We start from the raw sequence: 22,045 nt of genomic DNA, 5'->3' as shown, positions 1-22,045 counted from the left end.
TCTTTCGTGAACGAATTCATTTTATCCTCTCTTCTTTATTAAAATAATTTTTCTGAGAATTATAGGTGCTATCAAGGTTGTTGCAATGATTGAGGCAATGATTGTTGAATAATAATCTTCATTAATTAAATGAGCATTTAATCCAATACCAGTTATAATCAATCCAACTTCTCCCCTACTGATCATTCCAGCGCCAATTTCCATTGAAGATATATAATTAAATTTACTAAATTTGGCCCCTAACATTGCACCAAAGAATTTAGTTATAGCTGCTAATAAAGTAAATATAACAAAAATGAATAAGTTGTTTACAATACCACTTAATTCCATATTTAAGCCAACATTGGCAAAAAAAACAGGGATAAATAAGGAATATCCAATATTTTCAAATTTGTTAGAAATATCTTTTTTAAAATCAGTACGACTAAATATAATTCCAGCAAAAAAGGCTCCCGTGATAGTACTCAAAGATGTCTCTTCAGCTAAGTAGGATAACAATATGCATATAATCATAGAAAATTCAGTGATGCCAATCTTAAATTTTTTTATAAAATTATTTAACCATTTATCAAATATTCTATATAAAATATAAATAAAAATAAAGAAACATATTTGAAGTAAAATAGTTATAAAAATATTATTATTGTTATCATCACTAACACCAAAGAAAGATACTGCGAAGCTTAAAGCCAAAATTGATAAAACATCATCAGCCACTGCAGCCCCTAAAATAGTAATTCCTTCAAAACTATCTAATTCTTTCATTTCTCTTAATACTTCAACTGATATAGAAACCGAAGTAGCTGCAAATATAATTCCAATAAATAAACTTTCAATATTAGAAAAATGATGTATAATACCTGCAATGTACATAAACAAGATTGGAAATATGATACCTAAAATTGCAACTAACAAACTAGGCCTCAAATATTTTTTTAAAAGATCTAAGTTACTTTCCAATCCAGCAATAAACATCAATATAATTACACCAATTTCTGCAAAAGTACTGATTATTGAACCGGTATTAACAATATTTAAAATGGATGGTCCTAACACAATTCCACTAATTAATTGTCCAACCACGCTTGGCAATCCTAACTTTTGAAATAATTTTCCAAATATTATAGAAAATACTAAAATTAACACTATTTCAATTAAGTAGTTCAAATAATTCATCTCCTTTAAAGAATATATAATTACTTTATATATTAACATAATTGATTATCTACTATATTACGTTGAACTACTTAACAATTTACGTTATAATTATGAATACATATTCAAATTCACCACTAAATATTGTTTAATTTTTTCTTGCTATTATTTTCTGCAATATATGAGTGGACACATATCAAAAAGACTGCTGATTATTTCAGCAGTCTTTTTATTATCCAACATGATTTTCTTTCAGAATCATTTGAACTTCTTTTTTCATTTCATCATTCTTTTTCCATTCTTCAAAATGATCTAAATTTTCATCTTGCATTTTATAATTCTTATTAATATAATCTTCATAATTTACAACGTGATCAGAATGTGGAATATTTAATTGAAGGATTCTAACTTCCTTAATAAAACCTTTTTCAGCAGCCAGTTCAGCTCGACCATTTTGAACCATATTACTAATTTCCATATATTTACTACCATCTAACCTAGTAATTTGTTCAATTAAGTCTAAAGTTTCATTACTTTTATATTCTTCAGACATTATCTAATATCTCCTTACTAAAAAAATCCGAATAAACGGATTTTGTATTATTTTACACTCATTTTTTGAGTTTTATGATGTTTTTTAATACCTGATGCCTGCTCTAATTTACCAGGCAATTTCAATGTCTTTGAAGGTTTCACAATCGAAGAAGGATTTTTAACAATATGACTAATCGAATGACCAGATATATTTACTAAACAGAAAAACATAGTTGCAAAAACAACTAACCATGTAAATGCAACTGTTAATTTTGGCATTTTTTCACTAATAACAGAGCTATAAAAACGCTTCTTAATTTTAGCAGCTACTCTTTTTTCATCAGGATGTGCCTTTTGTTCTGTTTCAATTACCTTGTCTTGGTACTTATTAATATCAAAATCTTTTTGAATTTGCTTTTTATCAGTTTCAAAATCAACTTTTTGTTGTTTAGATAATCCTTTAAACCATTTAGTAAATTCACGATATTTTTTAGTAACATCCTTAGTTTTACCAATAGTTTTTAATTCACCATAATTAATCCAAGCAACACGGTCACAAAGTAGCTCAATTTGTCTTAATGAGTGACTAACAAAAATAATTGTTTTGCCTTCAGCTTTAAAGCCAGCAATTTTATCAACACACTTTTGATAAAAAGTATCATCTCCGACTGACAAGGCTTCATCAATAATTAAAATATCAGGTTTAATATGAACAGCGATTGAAAAACCTAATCTAGATCTCATACCGCTTGAATAACTTTTAACCGGTTGGTCAACGAAATCACCAATATCAGCAAATGAAATAATATCATCCATCATATCATCAATTTGATTATTAGTAAGGCCTTGCATTAAAGACTTTAACCTAATATTTTCGCGACCCGTTAAGTTCTTTCTTAAACCAGCACTAATTGCAACGATTGATGTATCACCTCTAACATCAACGAAACCACTAGTTTGTGGAATAATCCCTGATATTATATTCGATATAGTTGATTTACCTGAACCATTAACGCCAATTAGTCCTAAAGTTTCTCCAGGCTTCACATCAAAAGAAATCCCCATTAAAGACCAAAAATGAGGTACATTCGTTTTAATTGAAAAAAATGATTTTAATTTATCAGCTTGAGTTTTAAATAAGTCGTATTCTTTTGTTACATTTTGAACCCTAATTTTATAATCTTCTGTCATTTTTATACTTCCTAAAATTTTATTCAATTTGTTTATTATAAAACTACATGAACATTATATCAAATCAAAGTATAACTAAAAAGTTAAACTAAAACTTTAAAGCCCCTGATGCAATCCAATAGTTCTTATTATTTAGATTAATGCGATACCAATTAGTGCTATCTTTACCCTTTACCCCAGATTTATCATAAGTAATCAGATAATCATTAGGTACTTTTACATTGTCCCAATTAGTAATCTTGGCCTTCTTTGATGATCCAGGGATATCGTTATAAAGATGATACTTACCATAGTTGTTCAGATAAGCATATCCAGATTTATTATTATAGTTATTTTTTACTTCTTTGTGCTTAGTAATATTAGACAAATCTTTAGACTTAATCCAAGCATTACCCGTTCCTGGAATATAAATTCGATACCATTCTGTTCTGATACCATCATTATCAATTACGGCCTTTAAACTGGTATGATATTTATCATCAACTAAGTTCTTATTGTCTTTAACTTTTTTACTTAAATATGGTGAATTATAAACATGGTTATAAACCCCATCGTCAGTATTAGTGTTCACAGTAACTTCTTTGTTTTCTTTAATGTAGTTTACTTTAGGTATATCTAAAGCTTTTGAATATACCCAATATTTTTTCTTTGAATGTTCTGATAGTCTAATCCGATACCATTTAGATTCATTTTGACCATAATTACGAATACCTAAGCAATCAACAAAAACCTTTTTTCTAGAATTAAGGGACTTATTCCAACCATAAGACTTAATATTACGAGTAGTCCCTTTTACATGATTATATAATTTATATGTTCTATACTTATTTGATAATTTAAAAGTTTCTTTACCATCTGCCCCAACATATTTAGTAATGTTTTCTTTTTTAGGTTGTGATGGAATAGCATTATTATTCTGCGTACTATTATCATTATTATTTTGAGTATTTTGATCGTTCTGAGAATTATTAGATGGCATTGTTCCAGAATCATAAGCTTTTAAATTATTTTGATTAATAAATGAAATTAGCTTATTAGAATAAGCTGGATCAGTCGCATAACCATCAGCTTGAATATTGATAGCTGCTTGTTCTACTGACGGAGACATTGATCGGTGAACGTTCAAATATCTACTATTATTATTTAAGAAATCGGCATACCCTTGCAAACTGCTTAATAAATCAGGATAAGTGCTAAAAGTAGAATTAGTTGTATAACTATTACCATTACTAAATTCATTAGTTTGAGTATTAATGCCTTGTCCATTGGTAGCTTTAATTCCAAATAAATTATTACTATTTTGAGTTAAAGAACTTTGCCCATAAGCACTTTCTATAGCTGCTTGTGCAAGCAACAAAGAAGGATATAGATCATTTTTATTAGCAATTTTTTGTGCTAATGGACCAAGTTTATCAAAAAAGTTCTGGCTATTAAGTTCACTAGAAATAACGCTTACATTACTAGTATTACTAACATCGACACTAGAACTATTAGATTGATTATTATCATCAGCACTAACATCTAAAACTTTAAAAGATGTCATAATTGAGCTAACAACCATAACTGATAGAAAAGTTTTTGAAATATTTTTATTTCGCATAGTCTTCCTCCATATTTATGTATATTATCTTCTTATACCACGCTTATCTGCGCTTAATTTATTTTGTTGATTTTTAAATTTTTCCCAAGTCTTGTCTTTCTTAGCTTGCGACTTAGCATTATTTGATCTTTTTTTAGTAAATTTCATAAATCGAACTCCAATCCTTGGCATTATAACATTAATAAGATAAACATTTACATACCCTTAACTAAAATTATAACATCACTAAATATAAATCGTTATTACAAAACAAAAACATTTTTAAAATAAAAAAGAAGCATTAGGATTAAATTCCGATGCTTCTTTTTTCGATTTTATTGAACTGTAACACTCTTAGCTAAGTTTCTAGGATGATCAACATCTAGTCCTTTATTTAAACTTGTATAATAAGCAAGTAATTGAGCAGGAACAACACTTAACAATGGAGTCAACATACTATTAACATCAGGGATAATAATATCATCATCTTCTTTAGCCAATGATTTAGTTACAATTGTAATAGCTTTTGATCCACGAGCCATGGTTTCTTCCAAATTACTCCTAGTTAAATTAGCAGTATTCTTTTGAGTTATGATTCCAATAACTGGAGTTTTGTCTTCAATTAAAGCAATTGTTCCGTGTTTTAATTCACCAGAAGCAAAACCTTCAGCATGAATATATGAAATTTCTTTAAGCTTAAGTGCAGCTTCTAACGAAACAAAGTAATCAATTCCACGACCAATGTAAAATGACTTGCTAGCATTTACAAAGTAATCTTTAGATAATTGATTCATTTTTTCTTTTTCGTCAACAATTGTTTGCATCCCTGTTGCAACCAACCCTAATTGTTGTCTTAAGTTAAACTCAGTAGCATCCTTAATTTTATCTGCTTCACCCAATCCTTTAGCCAAAATAGCTTCCACAGCAATTTGAGCAGTATATGCTTTAGTAGATGCAACAGAAATTTCAGGACCTGCATGCAATAACAATGTATAGTCTGATTCACGTGACAAAGTTGACTTAGCAACATTAGTAATGGTTAAACTCTTATAACCAGATTTGCTAACATTGACTAACACTTCACGACTATCAGCAGTTTCACCACTTTGGCTCAAGAAAATAAAGAATGGATTCTTTGATAAAAGTGGCATATTATATGCAAATTCAGAAGCAACATGGACTTCAGTAGGAATTTGAGCCATCGTTTCAAATAAGTTCTTTCCTACTAAACCGGCATGATAACTAGTACCAGCAGCAACAATGTATAAACGATCTGCTTGTTTAATTGACTTTAGTAAATCTGGTTCAATCTCAGGATTACCATCTGCATTTAAATATTCAGAAGATAATTTTCTCATAACATTGGGCTGTTCATCAATTTCCTTAAGCATATAGTATGGGTAAGTTCCCTTATCTGTATCACTAGCATCAATATCAACATGGAAAGGTTTACGGTCTGTAACTTCATTTCCATCTTTATCTTGAATATCAATTGAATTTGGCTTTACAGTAACAAAGTCACCATCATTCAATTCCAAAAAGTCATGAGTTTCATTTAACATTGCTAATGAATCTGAACAAACCACATTAAATCCGTCACCAATTCCAATCAATAGCGGACTTTTATCTTTAGCAACATAAATAGTATTTGGTTCCTCACGATCCATTAATTGAAATGCATATGATGAGCCCTTATCTAATAAGGATAAGGCTTTTAAGAAAGCATCCTTAGCATTCATATTTTCCTTAGTAGCAAAATAATCAACTAATTGCACAACGACTTCAGTATCAGTTTGAGAAGTAAAAGTAAAGTCACTTAAATATTGCTCTTTTAATTCTTTATAGTTTTCAATAACCCCATTATGAACAAGGTAAAAACGCTTATCTTGTGAGTAATGAGGATGAGCATTTTCTACAGTTACTCCACCATGAGTAGCCCATCTAGTATGACCAATTCCAGATGTTCCTTTTACATCTGAACCAATAGCATTTTTTAAATTAGAAATAGCCCCAGTTCTTTTGATTAGACAATCCTTACCATCTTCATCACTGACATAAAGACCGGCAGAATCATATCCACGATATTCAAGTTTTTGTAAACCATTTATTAAAATATTAACAGCATTTTTATTACCTGCGACTCCAACAATTCCACACATAATTTTATATTCCTTTCAATTTTTAATTGGTATAGACATTCATATTATATATTTTTTCAAGACAAGTAATAGATTACAATGTTTTATAATATATGTCAATTAATAAGAACGAATTGGTATAGTTGTATGTTTAAATATAAAAAAAGACCCTAAAGAAGGTCTTTAATTGCTTTATTCAATTCCTACTTCTTGTTTAACTACGTCAGCAATACGTTTGGTATAGCCATCAACTAATTCTTGAGTAGGTGCTTCAGTCATCACACGCAATAATGGTTCAGTTCCACTAGGACGAACAAGTACGCGTCCATCACCATTCATTTCTGTTTCTACTCGTGAAATAACATCTTTAACTTTTGAGTTATCCAAAGCATGTTGTTTATCAGAAACTTTAACATTAATTAATTTTTGTGGATACTTTTTAACTTCACTAGCCAATTCTGATAATTTTTTGCCAGTATCTTTCATTACATGTAGTAATTGTAAACTAGTTAACAATCCATCACCAGTAGTATTAAAGTCTAAGAAAACAATATGTCCAGATTGTTCACCACCAAGATTATATCCAGATTTATTCATTTCTTCTACAACATAACGGTCGCCAACTTTAGTTTGAACATTGTTAATACCATTAGCTTCCATTGCTTTATACATACCAAGATTACTCATAACAGTACTTACAACTGTATCTTGTTTCAAACGACCATGATCAGACATATATTTACCACAAATATACATTATCTTATCACCATCGACTAATTCACCATTTTCATCAACGGCAATACAACGATCACCGTCTCCATCAAATGCTAAACCAATTTGAGCACCTTTATCAACAACCATTTTTTGTAGTTGCTCTGGATGAGTAGAACCAACCTGATCATTAATATTAATTCCATTAGGCATGGTAGCCATAGTATCAAATTCAATACCTAAATCAGCGTATAGTCTGGAAACTAGTTTACTAGTAGCACCGTTAGCAGAATCAACACAGATATTCATTCCAGATAAGTCTTCTGGAACTGTTTGTTCTAAGAAACGAATGTACTTTTGACTACCTTCTGAATAATCATCAGCAGTACCCAATCCTTTAGCTGATGGACGAGGTAAATCATCTTTGTCTTCTTCTAATATTTTTTCAATTTCTTCTTCCAATTCATCTGATAACTTATAACCATCTGAACCAAAGAACTTAATACCATTATACTCTGCAGGATTATGAGATGCAGTAATCATAACACCGGCTGCAGCTCCCTGAGTTCTTACTAAATAAGCAACCCCAGGTGTTGTTACAACTCCTAGCTGCAATACTTCAATTCCTACAGACAACAAGCCTGCAACCAAGGCATTTTCTAACATTTGACCAGAGATTCTAGTATCACGAGCAACTAGAACTTGAGGTTGTCCCTCTGATTCACTATGTTTAGTTAAAATATATCCACCAGCACGACCACATTTAAATGCCAATTCGGGGCTAAGACTTTCATTAGCTACTCCTCTGACACCATCAGTTCCAAAATATTTCATAATAATATCTCCATTTCTATTTCGTTTAATAGGCTTATTTACTTCTCATTAGTTTTGACTTTGACTCTAATACTATCAGGATCAAACCCAGATACATGATTTAGATTTTTATCTAATTGAACATTAACATTCTTTTCTTTATTTATTCCAGAAACATCAACATAGACTTTTACTTCTTTGATATCATCTAACTCTTTTGATGTACCAAAAACTTTAACCTTTTTAATGTCAGAAGTTAAAGTATACTTTTTAGCAGAAGAAGAATTTTCAGTATGCAAACTTACTGGAACTTTTTTATTATTACCACTACTTATTGGTAAATTAACAGAAGTCGTAGAAGGCGTCAAAATTACGTTTACAATTTTTCCTTTTGAATCCAAAGCTTCAAGAATAACCGAAGAATTAACAGTTTTATTAGTCCCTTGAGGGATGCTTAGTTCAGCAACCACTTTGCTAATCTTATTAATTTCATTTTCAGCACCTGTAACTTTAATCTTATCATTACCTAAAACCGCTTTGCCAGCATGATATCCCTCAGCAATGTTAGATTCATCATACTTTGCATTCACCGGAAATTCAGTTGTTCTACGTGGTTGAATATTAACATTAATATAAGAAGGATTAGTTTTATATTTAAGCTCATTATTTAATCCATCTTGATAAATTCTAACTTTATGATGTCCAACACCTAGCCTAGAAAGATCAGCATATACTTTAAAGTTTTGTGTGTTAACAGTAGTAGTAACCAAAGCAGCTGGTCCACTAATTTTAACTGATACTTTTTCAGGATATCCAGTTACAAAATATTTATTGTTATCAAAATTTAATTGCAATGGCAAAGATAAAGTTGATTTTTTTGTAGCCGTTAGTTGAGTGATTGAACTATCAGTAGAATTATTATCATTACCAAAAAATTTACCTTGATTAACATAAACAAACAAAAGGATAGCAAAAATTAATGAAATCAATCTAAAAAACCAAGGATTATCAAATTTTTTCATTATTTTTTACCTCCATCTTTATTTTTAAGATTAATTTTATCAATCCATGTACCAACAGTAGTAAAAAAATTCTTATTAACAGAATCCTGTTTGGTAATTAATTGATCTTTTAAAAACTTAATATAATCTTCTTGAGTAAGTCCTCTTAATAATTCATTATTTTTGGTGATAGAAACTTCACCGGTTTCTTCCGAAATAACAATAGTAAGAGCATCAGTAACTTCTGAAATTCCAACGGCAGCACGATGCCTAGTTCCTAGTTCTTTTGGAATTAAATTACTTTGAGATAATGGCAAATAAGCAGCAGCTACTGCTAACCTATTATTTCTAATAATAACAGCACCGTCATGTAATGGAGTATTAGGAATAAATGTATTTATTAATAGTTCACCGGTAACATCAGCATCAATATTAATACCAGTTTCTATGTAGTCTTCTAATCCTGTATCCATTTGAATTGTTATTAAAGCACCAATACGCCGTTTAGACATATATTGAATTGCTTTATCTAAAGCACTAATCATCTTTTGATTTTCAACATTTTGATTTTGTGTATGTTTCAAAATTGATCCACGACCAATATGCTCTAATCCACGTCTTATTTCTGGTTGGAAAATAACAATAATTGCAATAACTCCCCAATTTATAACCTGATCAGTTAACCATGAAACTGCAGTCAACCCAAAAATAATACTAATAATTTTTACAATCGCAATTACTAGTACTCCCCTAAATAGTTGAACTGCTTTTGTCCCTCTAAGTAAGACAATTACTTCATATATAATAAACCAAACAACTAATATATCTAATAGGTTGCTTAGATTAAATATACTACTAAAATTTATACTCATAAATATTCCTCCATATTTAATTAACAATGTATATTATATCACTCAACATTGGGACTTTTTAATATTAATAATTACATTGTAATTTTTAGCTTTTAATTGTTCAATAAAATTACCTTTCGCGTTAAAATATATTATGTTAATAATAATAGTTTTAAGAGGTTGCGTAATGTTTAAAAATATAAAATGGCAAATTAGAATAGTCTTTATCGCATGGATTATTTTCTTATACTTTATGGTACAACCACCATTTGGTTTTTTAATTTTAAATACCATCTTAGGTTATATTCCAATTGAACTAAGTTTAGATCTTACAAATAAACAAGTTAAAAAGTCATGGATATTCTGGCCTATTTTAATATTATGGTTAATATTTTATCCAAATGCACCATATCTTTTAACCGATTTATTTCATTTGTCTTTACTAAATCCATATACAAATGAGGGTTTACTTCGTTTATCAAGTAATATGTGGTTAAGTTATTCCTATCTAATAATAAGTGCCTTAGGATGCTCATTAGTTGGATTATACGGACTATTTAAAATAGTTAAAGAGATTAAAAATAAATTTAATATTAAAAATAAATTATTTGGTGTAATTTTAATTATAGTTTTTAACATACTTGCTTCAATTGGCATCTATATAGGAAGATTTTTAAGATTTCATACAATATATTTATTACTATCACCAAAATTATTGATTAATCCGTTAATTAATATGTGGACATCTTACATGATTGTATTCGTAATAATTTTAACAATCATTCAAACTTTTGTATATTGGATAATATATATAATAATCAAAGATACTAAAAATAATGTTTAATAAAAAATCACTCACATACATGTGTGAGTGATTTTTTATTTTTAAGCATCTAGTTCAAGATTTTCCAGGTAATTAATTTCTTGCCTTAAATCAGATGCTGTTTTCCAATCAATTTTTTCATCACTAAGTAACTCTTGAATTGCTATTCTTTGAGCACCTAATGCCCTAATTCTAATTTTACGATATCTTTTATCATAATCAATTGGACTTGTTTTTAATGCTTCATTATAGTTTAAATATTCATCAATTATTGTTTCAACAACATCTTTGTCATACTTATTATACAATTGTTTTAAATTTTCAATTGTATAACTATTTATTTTAATCAAAATTTTGCGCATCTGTTTATTAATCTGTTCATCATTATTTTGTTTAAATAACCATAACTTTAAAGTTTGATATGAAGATACTAATTCCAACTTAGCATTAGATTGATTAGACTGATTCAAATTTTTAATTTCACGATGATTAATTTCATAATTAACTGCATTAATCATCTTTTTAGACAATTGTCCTTGTGCCATTAATTTTTTAATTGCCACTTTTTCATACTTAATAGCTGCAAGTCGAATGTCTTTTTCCATTTTACTAATATGTGTCATAGAAAATTGTTTAATGATCATTTGATACTGATCAATAATGACATTACTGATATGCTTGTCTTCAGAACTATGCTTTTTAATACTATCAATGGCAAAATTCAATATATAAATACGAGTTTTGCCTTCATTCCAGTAATTATTATTATTATATTTTATAATTTTTTTACTATCACTAGGAATTAATGGCAATATTATGACTGCAGCAAGTAGGCTTAAAATGATTACAATTGCAGCAATAAACAAAATCAGAGCGCGATCTGGAAATGATATCCCTTGATTAGTTAAAAATGGTATTGATAGCACACCAGCCATTGTAATTGCACCTCTAACTCCTGATAATCCTGCAATAATAGAAGTTTTAAAATCAATTGGAGCAAATTTATATTCAGCAATAAATGTAGAAAAAATTTCATACATAATAATCCAAACAATTCTAATAATTAGTAAAATCAACCAAGTTATAATTGCATATCCAATAGACAACCAGGTATTAAACTGCATACTTTTTACTACAGTTTCCATAGCAAAAGGTACTTCAATCCCTAATATTATAAACACAATCCCGTTTAATAAATAGATAATAACATCCCAAGTATGTTCACTCATAATATCTAATTCAGCAGAAGAAGCATTTGATTTTGAGGATTTTAAATGATAAATAATTCCAGCAGTGACAACTGCGATTACTCCTGAAGCATGAAATACTTCTTCAGATAACATATATATTAAAAATGGTGATGCTATTTGAGAAACAATATTAAAAGGAATATTTGTAAGACCATTTTCATATAAAAATTTACGAATAAATAAAATAAACAACATTGTTATAATTCCAATGATTCCACCAACAATACTAATGTAAAAGAAATCAACAACGGCACCCTTTAAAGAAAAAGATCCATAGACAGTAGCAGCAACTGCATATTTAAAACCAATTAGTCCACTGGCATCGTTAATTAAACTTTCACCATTAACTAAATGTAAAATATTTTTAGGTAGTTTTGCCTTTTTAGCAATTGATTCAACTGCAATTGGATCAGTTGGTGACAAAATAGCTGCTAAAGCAAAGGCAACCGGCAGTGGCATTGATGGAATCATTTTATAAATAACTAAACCACCTAGTATCATTGTTATGAATACTAATAAAATAGAGTTAGCAAAAATTGGCCATCTTAATTCCCATAAATCATCTTTAGGAAAACGCCGACCATCGTTAAACAATAAGGGTGCAATGAATAGTAATAAGAACCAGTCACTACTTAAGCGAATATTGAAGCCAAATATAACCGCTAACAAGCATCCTAAAGCTACTTGAATAAGGCTATCTGGAATTACTGGAATACAATGATGAATTATATTAGACAATAGTAAAATAATAGTTAATAGTAGAATAATTTCAATGAGTTCCATATAAATTAACTCCTTATTTATCTTCTCCGATAATTCTAACCTCAGTTTCTAAATTAACTCCCTGCTTACCATAAACGGTTGTTTGAACGTGATGGATTACATTAAGATAATCAGTAGCACTTGCATTACCTATATTTACAATAAATCCAGCATGCTTAGTAGAAACTTGTGCCCCACCGGATTGATAGCCTTGTAATCCAGACTCGTGTATTAATTTACCGGCAAAATATCCTTTAGGACGTTTAAAAACACTTCCACAAGAAGGTAACTCCAATGGTTGCTTTGAAGCCCTTAAAGAATTAAAATAATCCATTTTTAGCTGAATTTCATTTTTATCACCATGCTTCAATTTAAAGGTAGCTTGTAAAACAATATCGTTATTATCTTGAACATAGCTATGACGATATCCAAAATCCAAATTATCATGATCAATTTTTTTAACTTTATTATCGGGAGTTAATACTAATATGCTATCAACAATTTGATCAGTTTCTCCACCATATGCACCAGCATTCATAAATATTGCTCCACCTACGCTACCTGGAATCCCAGCTGCAAATTCAGCACCAGATAAGCCATTTTTTTGTGCAGCTATCGTAACATCAATATATGCTGCACCAGCATCAGCAATAATGCAATCATCAGAGGTATCAATATTATTCATATAGGTTAGCATAATTACTAATCCACGAATTCCACCATCTTTAATGATTAAGTTACTGGCATTACCAAGAACCGTAATTGGCAAGTTATTAATTTCAGAAAATTCCAACAATTCTTGTACCTCATCAACTTTTTTTGGAAAAGCCAGAAAATCAGCTAAACCACCCGTTTGAGTAAATGTATATTTTGATAATGATTCATTTCTTAAAATTTTTAACGTATTAGTCATAAGTATCAATTTCCTTAATATATTTTATAATTTAATTTTAACACGATAAAAGACTTTGTTACCATGTTATACTTAAGTACAAATTTATATTAAGGAGTCTATAAATGAATTTTACTGCAATTGATTTTGAAACAGCTAATAACAAACGTGCAAGTGCCTGTTCATTAGCCATAACGGTAGTAAGAAATAATAAAATTATTGATGAATTTTATACACTCATAAATCCAGAAGTAGATTTTAATTGGCGCAATATTAAAGTTAATGGATTACATGAAAAGGATGTCGCTAATGCACCTACTTTCCCAGAAATATGGCCAATTATTAAAAATTTTTTCAGCTATGATAAGCTGGTAATTGCACATAATAATTCATTTGATAACAGTGTTTTAAAAAATACGCTAATAAGGTATAATTTAATTGTACCTAAATACTTAACTTTAGATACAGTAAAAACTTCAAAGTACTTTTTGCCAGATCTCTCAGATCATAAATTAAAGACTGTATGTGAAAATATGAATATTAATTTACATCATCATCATAATGCCTTAGATGATAGCTTAGCATGTGCCAATATACTAATTCAACAACAGCAAGAATTTGGTAATGATGCAATTAAAAATTTCATTCAAGTAAAAAAATAATCTGCTTAATTTAATAAGCAGATTATTTTTTATAATTTTATATTCATTTCATAAGTAGAATGATAGTTCTCATGAATGTTAATTAACCGTTTTTTTGAAAATGAAAAACCACACTTTTTATACAAATGAATGGCAGCATGATTTCGTTTCTCTACAATTAATGCAATTCTAGATAGGTTACTATAATTAGTTCCCCAATTAATAGCTTCTTTGATTAAATCAGTTCCTAATCCATAGTTCCAATACTTTTTAGTAATTGCTATACCTAACTCACCTAAATCAGAATCATCTAAATTTTGCACAGTAACTATACCAATAATTTCATCTAAATGTTTAGCTAACAAAATTACGTTACCACGTGTTTGATTAACTAACATAATTTGCTGAGCTTGTTTTTGTACGCTCATTTGACCTAGCTCTGGATCAACTGTAAAAGTATCTGATTCAGTTTTTAATTGCTCTAGCAAACCAATTAATTTTTCAGCATCTTTAGGCATTGCTAAAGTAACCATTATATCAATTTCATTTTCCATTATTTTTTAAATAACTTTCTTTAATAATCTTATTAAAATGTTCACCTTTAGGCTGAAAATCAATTGTCCGATAATTATCACCCTTAGAATCATCACGTTTAAAAATGATTTTAAGATATTCATTAGGCAATTCATTTTCAATAAAATTAGACCATTCAATGACATTAACTCCGTCACCATTAAAATATTCTTCTAAGCCTAATTCATCACCACTACCATCATCTAAACGATATGCATCCATATGATACAAAGGCAAACGACCATCTTGATATTCTCTAATAATTGTAAAAGTAGGACTTTTAATGTTTCTTTTAATCCCTAGCCCCTCTGCTAGTCCTTTGGTAAAAGTAGTCTTACCAGCACCTAAATCGCCATCTAGCAGAATAACGTCCTTAGGCTTTAGATAATCAGCTATTTTTTTACCGTAGTTCATGGTTTCGTCTGGAGTATTAACATTAACTTTCATTTATTAACCTCCTATTTTAGAGATTGGGCAGCTGTAATGATTGAAACATTATAAACATCTTCTGCGTTGCAACCTCTGGATAAATCTGAAACTGGTTTGGCCATGCCTTGTAAAATTGGACCAAATGCTTCAAAGCCACCTAAACGCTGAGCAATTTTATAGCCAATATTTCCTGATTGTAGCTCTGGAAATACAAATACATTCGCATTTCCTGCAACTGCAGATGTAGGTGCTTTCTTCTTTGCAACTTCTGGCATAAGTGCAGCATCAAATTGCAATTCACCATCAGATGGGCAAGCTAATTCATCTTGAGCAATCTTAGCAGCTTCTTGCACTTTAGTAACCATTTCACCTTTAGCTGAACCTTTAGTAGAAAAGCTTAGGAATGCCACTTTAGGATCAATACCAAACATTTTAGCAGTATCTGCACTTTGTTTAGCTACCTCAACCATACCTGCTGCATCTAACTCTAGATTAATAGCACAATCAGCAAATACATAACGAGTATCACCCTTCTGCATTAAGAAAGAACCAGAGATTCGGCGCATTCCTTTTTTAGTTTTAATGATTTGCAATGCCGGTCTAACTGTGTCTCCAGTGGCATGAGCTGCTCCTGACACCATGCCATCAGCTTTGCCCATATAAACTAACATTGTTCCAAAATAATTCTCATTATTCAACCATTCAGATAATTGTTCGCGAGTATTTTTGCCATTACGGCGCTCTTCTAAAGCATCTAACATTTCTTCATATTCATCTTTAGGATAATTATTGATGTCAACAATTTTAACTTTGCTTAAATCAGCACCATGAGCATTATCAGCAATATCAGAATCTTTGCCTAATAAAATTGGTGTAATCAAATTTTCAGAAGCCAATCGTGAAGCTGCTTCAATAATTCTTTCATCAGATCCTTCTGGAAAAACAATCTTTTTATTTTTACCTTTAATATCATTTCTTAATCCATCAAATAAGTTAGTCATATAAAAGCCTCCTAATAAATCATTTTATTGATACATGTTCAGGTAGTTGCCAATCAATTGGCTGTTCGCCCAATGCTCTTAATGCATCATTCGTTTTAGAAAATGGTTTAGACCCAAAAAATCCACGATATGCAGATAAAGGACTAGGATGAGCAGATTGAATAACAATATTAGTATCAGTATTGATCAATTTAATTTTGGAACGAGCTGCTCCTCCCCATAATATAAAAATAACAGGTTCTGAACGTGCTGACAATTTCTTAATTGCGGCATCTGTCAATTGCTCCCAACCTTTACCTTTATGGGAAAAAGCTTGTCCATTCCTAACAGTTAAAACCGAGTTCAATAATAAAACTCCTTGTTTAGCCCATTTTTCTAAATAACCATGATTCACTGGCTTGATTCCTAAATCATCTTGTAGTTCTTTATAAATATTACGTAAAGATGGTGGTAATTGAACACCTGGCATAACTGAAAAACTTAAACCATGAGCCTGATTAGGCTCATGATAAGGATCTTGTCCTAAAATAACCACTTTTACTTTACTAAATGGTGTCCACTCAAAAGCTTCATAAATTTTACCAGCTGCCGGATGAATATCATAGTGATTGTATTCATTAACTAAAAATTTTCTTAAATCTTGATAATAACTTTTTTCAAATTCTGGTTGTAAAACTTCCCACCAATCATTATGAATAAAAGGTTTCATGTCTAAACACCTCAGATTAATTTTATCACAATTAATATCCAAATTACATTTACAAAAAAGCACTTTCCAAACAGAAAGTGCTCTTAATTATAGTTAATAATGTTTCATTACACGAGAAATTTCGCGTTGTTGATCACGTTTTTTAATTGTGTTGCGCTTGTCATATTCATGTTTTCCTTCAGCAATACCAATTAAAACTTTAGCAAATCCGCGCTTAATATACATTTTCAAAGGTATTAAAGTAATTCCTTTTTTATCAGTTTCACGTGCTAATCGCTTAATTTCTTGCTTATGCAAAAGCAACTTACGATTACGTAATGGATCATGATTAAATTGATTTCCCTGAGTATATTCACTAATATGCACATTCATCAAAGTAGCTTGTCCATTACGAATTTGAGCGAAGCCATCTTTTAAATTAACTCGATGTGCTCTAACAGACTTAATTTCAGTTCCAGTCAAAGCAATACCTGCTTCGTAAGTTTGCAAAACACGATAATCATGTCTAGCTTTTCTATTTTGAGCCATTAAATTAGCGTTTTTTGCATTTTGTTTTTTCTTAGCCATTTAAAATCACCTCTAAGATCTAGGATAATTAATGCTTATGGTTAGATTTTCTATGATTGTTTTTATGATTATCGTTTCTTCTAGAACGTTTATCATTGAATTTTCCGCGACCCTTTTTATCGCCGACGTTACGACGATTGCGTCTGTTACCGCCATGAGAACCATTGTTCTTATGTTCAGGTCTTAATTTAGACATTGGTGTGTCTTGTGGATTAACAATATCAAAATCAACAGCACTTTGATCCACATCAACATTAACAACTTTAACACGAACTGGTTGTCCAATACGGTAAGTACGATGTGTATTACGACCAACTAAAGCTAAGAATTTTTCAATATATTCATAATAATCATCCTTCATGCGACTAATATGAACTAATCCTTCTACTGTATTTGGTAATTCAATAAACATACCGAATTTCAATACCGAACTAACAGTTGCATCGAATTCTTCACCAACATGATCAGCCATGTATTCAGCTTTCTTCATTGCATCAGTGTCACGTTCAGCATCTACTTCACGACGTTCACATTTAGATGAATGTACTGAAATTTCTTCTAGTAAGTTACCATACTTTGCTTTAGCTTCCTTACCCATGCCGTTATCTTCATAATGATGAATCAAACGGTGCACCATAGTATCAGGATATCTTCTAATTGGTGAAGTAAAGTGGGTATAGTATTCAGCACCTAATCCAAAATGACCAAGTGGTTGATCAGTGTATCTAGCTTGTTTTAAACTACGTAACATCATAACTGATACCGCAGCTTCTTCAGGTTTACCTGCAACCTTCTTTAAGACATTTTGTAACATCTTAGGCTTCAAATGGTCTGGATCACCCTTAATATCAATCCCAAATGCACTTAAGAATTCAAAGAAATTCTTAACTCTTTCACCATCAGGCGTTTCATGGACACGATAAATAAATGGTACATGCTTTTGGCAATAGTTCTTTGCAACAGTTTCATTAGCAGCTAGCATAAATGATTCAATCATTTTTTCTGCTAGGCCACGGACACGAACTTGAATATCAATTGGATGACCATTATCATCAACGATAATTTCTGCTTCATTATCATCAAAATCAATAGCACCACGACGACGACGTTGTTTATATAATATTTTGTGTAATTCACCCATGGTTCTAAACATTGGAACTAAACGTGAATATTTTTCCTTGGTTTTTTCATCATCTGATTCCAAGATATCATTAACCGCTTTATATGTCATTCTAGCAGTAGATTTCATAACACTAGGATGAATACGATGCTTAACAACGTGCCCCTCCGGATTAATTTCCATGTCACAGCTCATACATAATCTCAATTGGCCTTCATTCAACGAACAAATACCATTAGATAAACGACGAGGTAACATTGGAATAACACGATCAGTTAGATAAACTGAAGTTCCACGTTTATATGCTTCTTCATCTAGTAAACTACCTGGTTTAACATAGTGTGATACATCAGCAATGTGAACACCTAAATGATAGTTACCATTTGGTAATTTCCATGCAGTAACAGCATCATCCAAATCTTTAGAAGATTCACCATCAATAGTAACTAAATCTTGATCAGTGATATCTTCGCGGCCCTTCATTTCTTCTTCACTAATTTCTTCTGGAATGGCATCAGCTTCTTGTAAGACATCTTCTGGAAATTGTGATGGAATATTATGAGCATAAACGATTTGCAAAATATCAATGCCTGGATCATCAACACTACCTATTACTTCTTTAGCAATTCCCACCATATAATCAGGATGCTCTTCATTTGGATATTCTGTTATTTCAGCAGTAACTACTTCACCTGGGGTTGGATTTAAACCAACACCAACAACATAAAATTTATAGTTGATTAACTTTTTTTCCTTTAACTTCACTTGGCCAATATAGCCTTGATCATCATCAGTACGAGTAAATTCACCGACTACTTGTTCATAATTTCTTTCAATGATATCTACAATTTTACCTTCAGGACCTTTACCTGATTTTTGGTCACCTTTTCTTACAATCTTAATTTCAACAGTATCGCCATTCATTGCATTCATTGTATTTCCAGGAGCAATAAACGCATCGTCCAAATCATCATCATAATTAACAAAACCAAAACCTTTAGGATTTGAATGAAAAATACCTTCTAGTTTTTCATTTTCTTCATTAAATTTAAAGTTACCTTCTTCAGTAACAATTACAGTTTTTTCTCTTTCCAAAACAGCAAGTGTTTGCACGATGAGAGTAAATGCATTAGCACCGTGATAGCCTAGTTCATCAGCAATTTCTTCAACAGCAAAGGTTTGACTAGGAAACTTGTTTAAAACCGCTTGGACTTCATTTTTTAAATTATTATCTTCCAATATCGATTCCTCATTAATTTATTATTTTTGAACTTAATCAAATTCCGTCATACTTCTATAAGTTATTTTAACATTTTTATACTATCTTTTATTAACTAAATATAAAAAAAGACCCTGTAAATTTTACAGGAGTCATTCTTTTTTAATGCGATGATAGCCATACTAAAGCTAATGCAGACGCAAAAAAGATAATTAATAAAACAACAGTAACTTTTTGCATAAAAGCTTCAAAACCACGAGGCTTTGAGCCGGCAAACAAGTCATCAGCTCCACCACTCAATGATGACATTGCATCATTATTAGTTTTAGCTGGTTGCATTAATACGGCAATGATTATTAAAACACTGTCAATCCAAATTATATCCATTAATAAATTATACAATTCGTTGCCTCCTACCTAAAATAGGTTTTAAATCAATAATTGATAGCTTTATGCTTTAGTTTATCACATAAAACAAATCTTTCCAATTAGTAATAAATTTTGTTAATTATTAGTTACTAGTTTAGACATCAAAGAATGTACATAACCACGATTGTTATAATTAGTTGATATTTTCAAATTATCTCCTGCTTTAATTATCGTAGAACCATTAGGAATAATTTTTTTATCGTTTCGATCGATTGAACTTAAAATAGTATCACTTGGCCAAGGAACATTCTTTACCATTTTACCATCAATTTTACATCCTACAAATACTGAATAATTAATTGTGAATAAGCCACCTAAATCACTTTGCTTTTGTGGTCTTAATAAATTATTTAACATTTCGTCATAAATCGGCTTACTATTCATTAAATCAGAAACTACATATGCTACCAAAGTAACAAATGATAAGGCCATTAAATTTTGCAACGAACCCACCATTTCAGTAATTAATAATATTGCTGTAAAAGGTGATTTACTAATGCAAGCAAAATATGCACTCATTGAAACAATAATAAAATTAATAAATAAATATGATGGCATCAAATTAAAATGAATTAATGCTTTTGCATATAATGCTCCTAGAATAGCACCTAAAGACAGCATAGGTAAAAAAATCCCTCCAGGGGTACCAGTCCCATATGAAATAGTTGAAAAGATAAAACGTAACAAAAAATAAAAAAACAATATGGATATTGCTGGTGACTGCTTAGCAATCATCAAGACTAGTGTACTGCCACCGCCAGAAGCTTTAGGAACAAACATCTCAATTGGTATTACTAATACGAAAGGAACTATAGTGAAAATCCAACGTGGCAAAAATTCAATTTTAGAATACCATTTGCTAATATTAATAGTAAAAAACTCATACAGTTTACCAAAAGTTCCCAAAAATATTCCTAAACCGATTAAATAAGGATATATGTGTAATGGAATTACATGAAAATACTGCATATGTAGGACCGGAGTTTTTCCAAAAATAGCTGTTGAAATAAAATTAGATGCAACTGCTGCTGATAATGCAACGGTCCAAACTAAAGTAGAAAAATTATGATAAATTTCTTCTAAAACAAATAAAGTACTAGCAATTGGTGCATTAAATGCCGCAGATAAACCAGCTGCTGCTCCACCTGAAATCATTATTTTTCTATCAACACCAATTTTATGAGTAAGCTTAGCTGTGCCCTGAGCTAAAGTAGCACCCAGTTGAATTGATGGTCCTTCTCTACCAAGAAATAAGCCACTTGAAATAGATAAAACGCCGCCTATGAACTTCTTTACAAATACAGGTAACCATTTATAATCAATCTCTCCAGCTAATTGGCCTTCAACTTGAGGGATTCCTGATCCTTTAATATCCGAATTAGATAGTATTAGTTGATAAGTAATAATTGCAAACGTTAAATTAATGAAAATTAATAATACTAAAGATAATAAATTATGGTTAGCATACATTGATATTTTTAACAAAATTCCAGATAAAAACTCAATTAATATTCTAAATATACTGATAAAAAATCCAACTAACAATCCAATTAAGGTGCCATATAACACTGATTTAAAGCGTTTAATATTGTCATTTTTCAAAGCAATTTCTCCCTAAATCATAATAATTAAATCATATCATAAGTTATAAACAAAA

The 22,045-nt window shown here is 30.3% G+C and carries 21 protein-coding genes; 2 read left to right on the top strand and 19 right to left on the bottom strand.

Features of this window, described 5'->3' with window-relative positions; genetic code table 11:
- Positions 1-21 precede the first annotated feature (21 nt).
- The 9 genes from C7N44_RS06475 to cdaA all read right to left on the bottom strand — a co-directional run bounded on the left by C7N44_RS06475 (position 22) and on the right by cdaA (position 9,994).
- Entirely contained in the window at positions 22-1,167 is a 1,146-nt protein-coding gene (locus tag C7N44_RS06475; RefSeq protein WP_157945059.1) for a cation:proton antiporter, read from the bottom strand.
- A gap of 220 nt (positions 1,168-1,387) precedes the next feature.
- Positions 1,388-1,708 (bottom strand): hypothetical protein, encoded by a 321-nt coding sequence (locus tag C7N44_RS06470; RefSeq protein WP_105957099.1) that lies wholly within the window; start codon positions 1,706-1,708, stop codon positions 1,388-1,390.
- Between the two features lie 47 nt (positions 1,709-1,755).
- Complete coding sequence (locus tag C7N44_RS06465) at positions 1,756-2,880, bottom strand: ABC transporter ATP-binding protein (RefSeq protein ID WP_105957098.1); 1,125 nt, start codon at positions 2,878-2,880, stop codon at positions 1,756-1,758.
- Between the two features lie 88 nt (positions 2,881-2,968).
- On the bottom strand, positions 2,969-4,480 hold the full coding sequence (locus tag C7N44_RS06460) for a glycoside hydrolase family 73 protein (protein ID WP_105957097.1): 1,512 nt from the start codon (positions 4,478-4,480) through the stop codon (positions 2,969-2,971).
- A 24-nt stretch (positions 4,481-4,504) separates the two neighbouring features.
- Positions 4,505-4,627: a hypothetical protein gene (locus C7N44_RS08150; RefSeq protein ID WP_263851169.1), complete on the bottom strand. Its 123-nt coding sequence runs from the start codon at positions 4,625-4,627 to the stop codon at positions 4,505-4,507.
- 167 nt (positions 4,628-4,794) lie between these two features.
- Positions 4,795-6,618 (bottom strand): glutamine--fructose-6-phosphate transaminase (isomerizing), encoded by a 1,824-nt coding sequence (gene glmS, locus C7N44_RS06455; protein ID WP_105957096.1) that lies wholly within the window; start codon positions 6,616-6,618, stop codon positions 4,795-4,797.
- Between the two features lie 171 nt (positions 6,619-6,789).
- Positions 6,790-8,142, bottom strand: a complete 1,353-nt coding sequence (glmM, locus tag C7N44_RS06450; RefSeq protein ID WP_105957095.1) for a phosphoglucosamine mutase — start codon at positions 8,140-8,142, stop codon at positions 6,790-6,792.
- Between the two features lie 38 nt (positions 8,143-8,180).
- The gene (locus C7N44_RS06445) at positions 8,181-9,143 is read right to left on the bottom strand and encodes a CdaR family protein (RefSeq protein ID WP_105957094.1); all 963 of its coding nucleotides are present in this window, start codon (positions 9,141-9,143) and stop codon (positions 8,181-8,183) included.
- Positions 9,143-9,994, bottom strand: a complete 852-nt coding sequence (gene cdaA, locus C7N44_RS06440; protein ID WP_105957093.1) for a diadenylate cyclase CdaA — start codon at positions 9,992-9,994, stop codon at positions 9,143-9,145. The genes C7N44_RS06445 and cdaA overlap by 1 nt, the downstream gene beginning before the upstream one ends.
- 166 nt (positions 9,995-10,160) lie before the next feature.
- Here cdaA and C7N44_RS06435 point away from each other — a divergent pair, with 166 nt between their 5' ends.
- Entirely contained in the window at positions 10,161-10,817 is a 657-nt protein-coding gene (locus tag C7N44_RS06435) for a DUF1361 domain-containing protein (RefSeq protein WP_105957092.1), read from the top strand.
- 41 nt (positions 10,818-10,858) lie between these two features.
- On the opposite strand, the gene C7N44_RS06430 is transcribed toward C7N44_RS06435, so the two are convergent.
- Both C7N44_RS06430 and murB read right to left on the bottom strand, forming a co-directional pair.
- Entirely contained in the window at positions 10,859-12,829 is a 1,971-nt protein-coding gene (locus C7N44_RS06430; RefSeq protein ID WP_105957091.1) for a cation:proton antiporter, read from the bottom strand.
- Between the two features lie 13 nt (positions 12,830-12,842).
- Positions 12,843-13,721, bottom strand: coding sequence for a UDP-N-acetylmuramate dehydrogenase (murB, locus tag C7N44_RS06425; RefSeq protein WP_105957090.1), 879 nt, complete (start codon positions 13,719-13,721; stop codon positions 12,843-12,845).
- A gap of 104 nt (positions 13,722-13,825) precedes the next feature.
- On the opposite strand from murB, the gene C7N44_RS06420 reads away from it, so the two are divergent.
- Entirely contained in the window at positions 13,826-14,362 is a 537-nt protein-coding gene (locus C7N44_RS06420; protein ID WP_105957089.1) for a 3'-5' exonuclease, read from the top strand.
- Positions 14,363-14,391: 29 nt separating this feature from the next.
- Here C7N44_RS06420 and C7N44_RS06415 read toward each other — a convergent pair whose 3' ends face one another.
- The 8 genes from C7N44_RS06415 to C7N44_RS06380 form a co-directional block, all read right to left on the bottom strand.
- Positions 14,392-14,895 carry a GNAT family N-acetyltransferase gene (locus tag C7N44_RS06415; RefSeq protein WP_105957088.1) on the bottom strand — a complete coding sequence of 168 codons (504 nt, stop codon included), beginning with the start codon at positions 14,893-14,895 and terminating at the stop codon, positions 14,392-14,394.
- On the bottom strand, positions 14,885-15,361 hold the full coding sequence (gene tsaE / locus C7N44_RS06410) for a tRNA (adenosine(37)-N6)-threonylcarbamoyltransferase complex ATPase subunit type 1 TsaE (protein ID WP_105957087.1): 477 nt from the start codon (positions 15,359-15,361) through the stop codon (positions 14,885-14,887). The genes C7N44_RS06415 and tsaE overlap by 11 nt, the downstream gene beginning before the upstream one ends.
- 11 nt (positions 15,362-15,372) lie before the next feature.
- The gene (gene pta / locus C7N44_RS06405; RefSeq protein WP_105957086.1) at positions 15,373-16,344 is read right to left on the bottom strand and encodes a phosphate acetyltransferase; all 972 of its coding nucleotides are present in this window, start codon (positions 16,342-16,344) and stop codon (positions 15,373-15,375) included.
- A 19-nt stretch (positions 16,345-16,363) separates the two neighbouring features.
- Complete coding sequence (locus C7N44_RS06400; protein ID WP_105957085.1) at positions 16,364-17,053, bottom strand: uracil-DNA glycosylase; 690 nt, start codon at positions 17,051-17,053, stop codon at positions 16,364-16,366.
- Positions 17,054-17,146: 93 nt separating this feature from the next.
- On the bottom strand, positions 17,147-17,620 hold the full coding sequence (smpB, locus tag C7N44_RS06395) for an SsrA-binding protein SmpB (RefSeq protein WP_105957084.1): 474 nt from the start codon (positions 17,618-17,620) through the stop codon (positions 17,147-17,149).
- A gap of 28 nt (positions 17,621-17,648) precedes the next feature.
- The gene (rnr, locus tag C7N44_RS06390) at positions 17,649-19,979 is read right to left on the bottom strand and encodes a ribonuclease R (RefSeq protein ID WP_105957083.1); all 2,331 of its coding nucleotides are present in this window, start codon (positions 19,977-19,979) and stop codon (positions 17,649-17,651) included.
- A gap of 142 nt (positions 19,980-20,121) precedes the next feature.
- Complete coding sequence (gene secG, locus C7N44_RS06385) at positions 20,122-20,361, bottom strand: preprotein translocase subunit SecG (protein WP_105957082.1); 240 nt, start codon at positions 20,359-20,361, stop codon at positions 20,122-20,124.
- Positions 20,362-20,463: 102 nt separating this feature from the next.
- Positions 20,464-21,990 (bottom strand): ClC family H(+)/Cl(-) exchange transporter, encoded by a 1,527-nt coding sequence (locus C7N44_RS06380; protein ID WP_404799041.1) that lies wholly within the window; start codon positions 21,988-21,990, stop codon positions 20,464-20,466.
- Positions 21,991-22,045 lie beyond the last annotated feature (55 nt).

The sequence above is a fragment of the Apilactobacillus quenuiae genome (assembly GCF_002994005.1).
Lineage (GTDB): Bacteria > Bacillota > Bacilli > Lactobacillales > Lactobacillaceae > Apilactobacillus > Apilactobacillus quenuiae.
The sequence above is the reverse complement of the archived record's forward strand: the minus strand, read 5'-3'. Positions and strand labels throughout refer to the sequence as shown.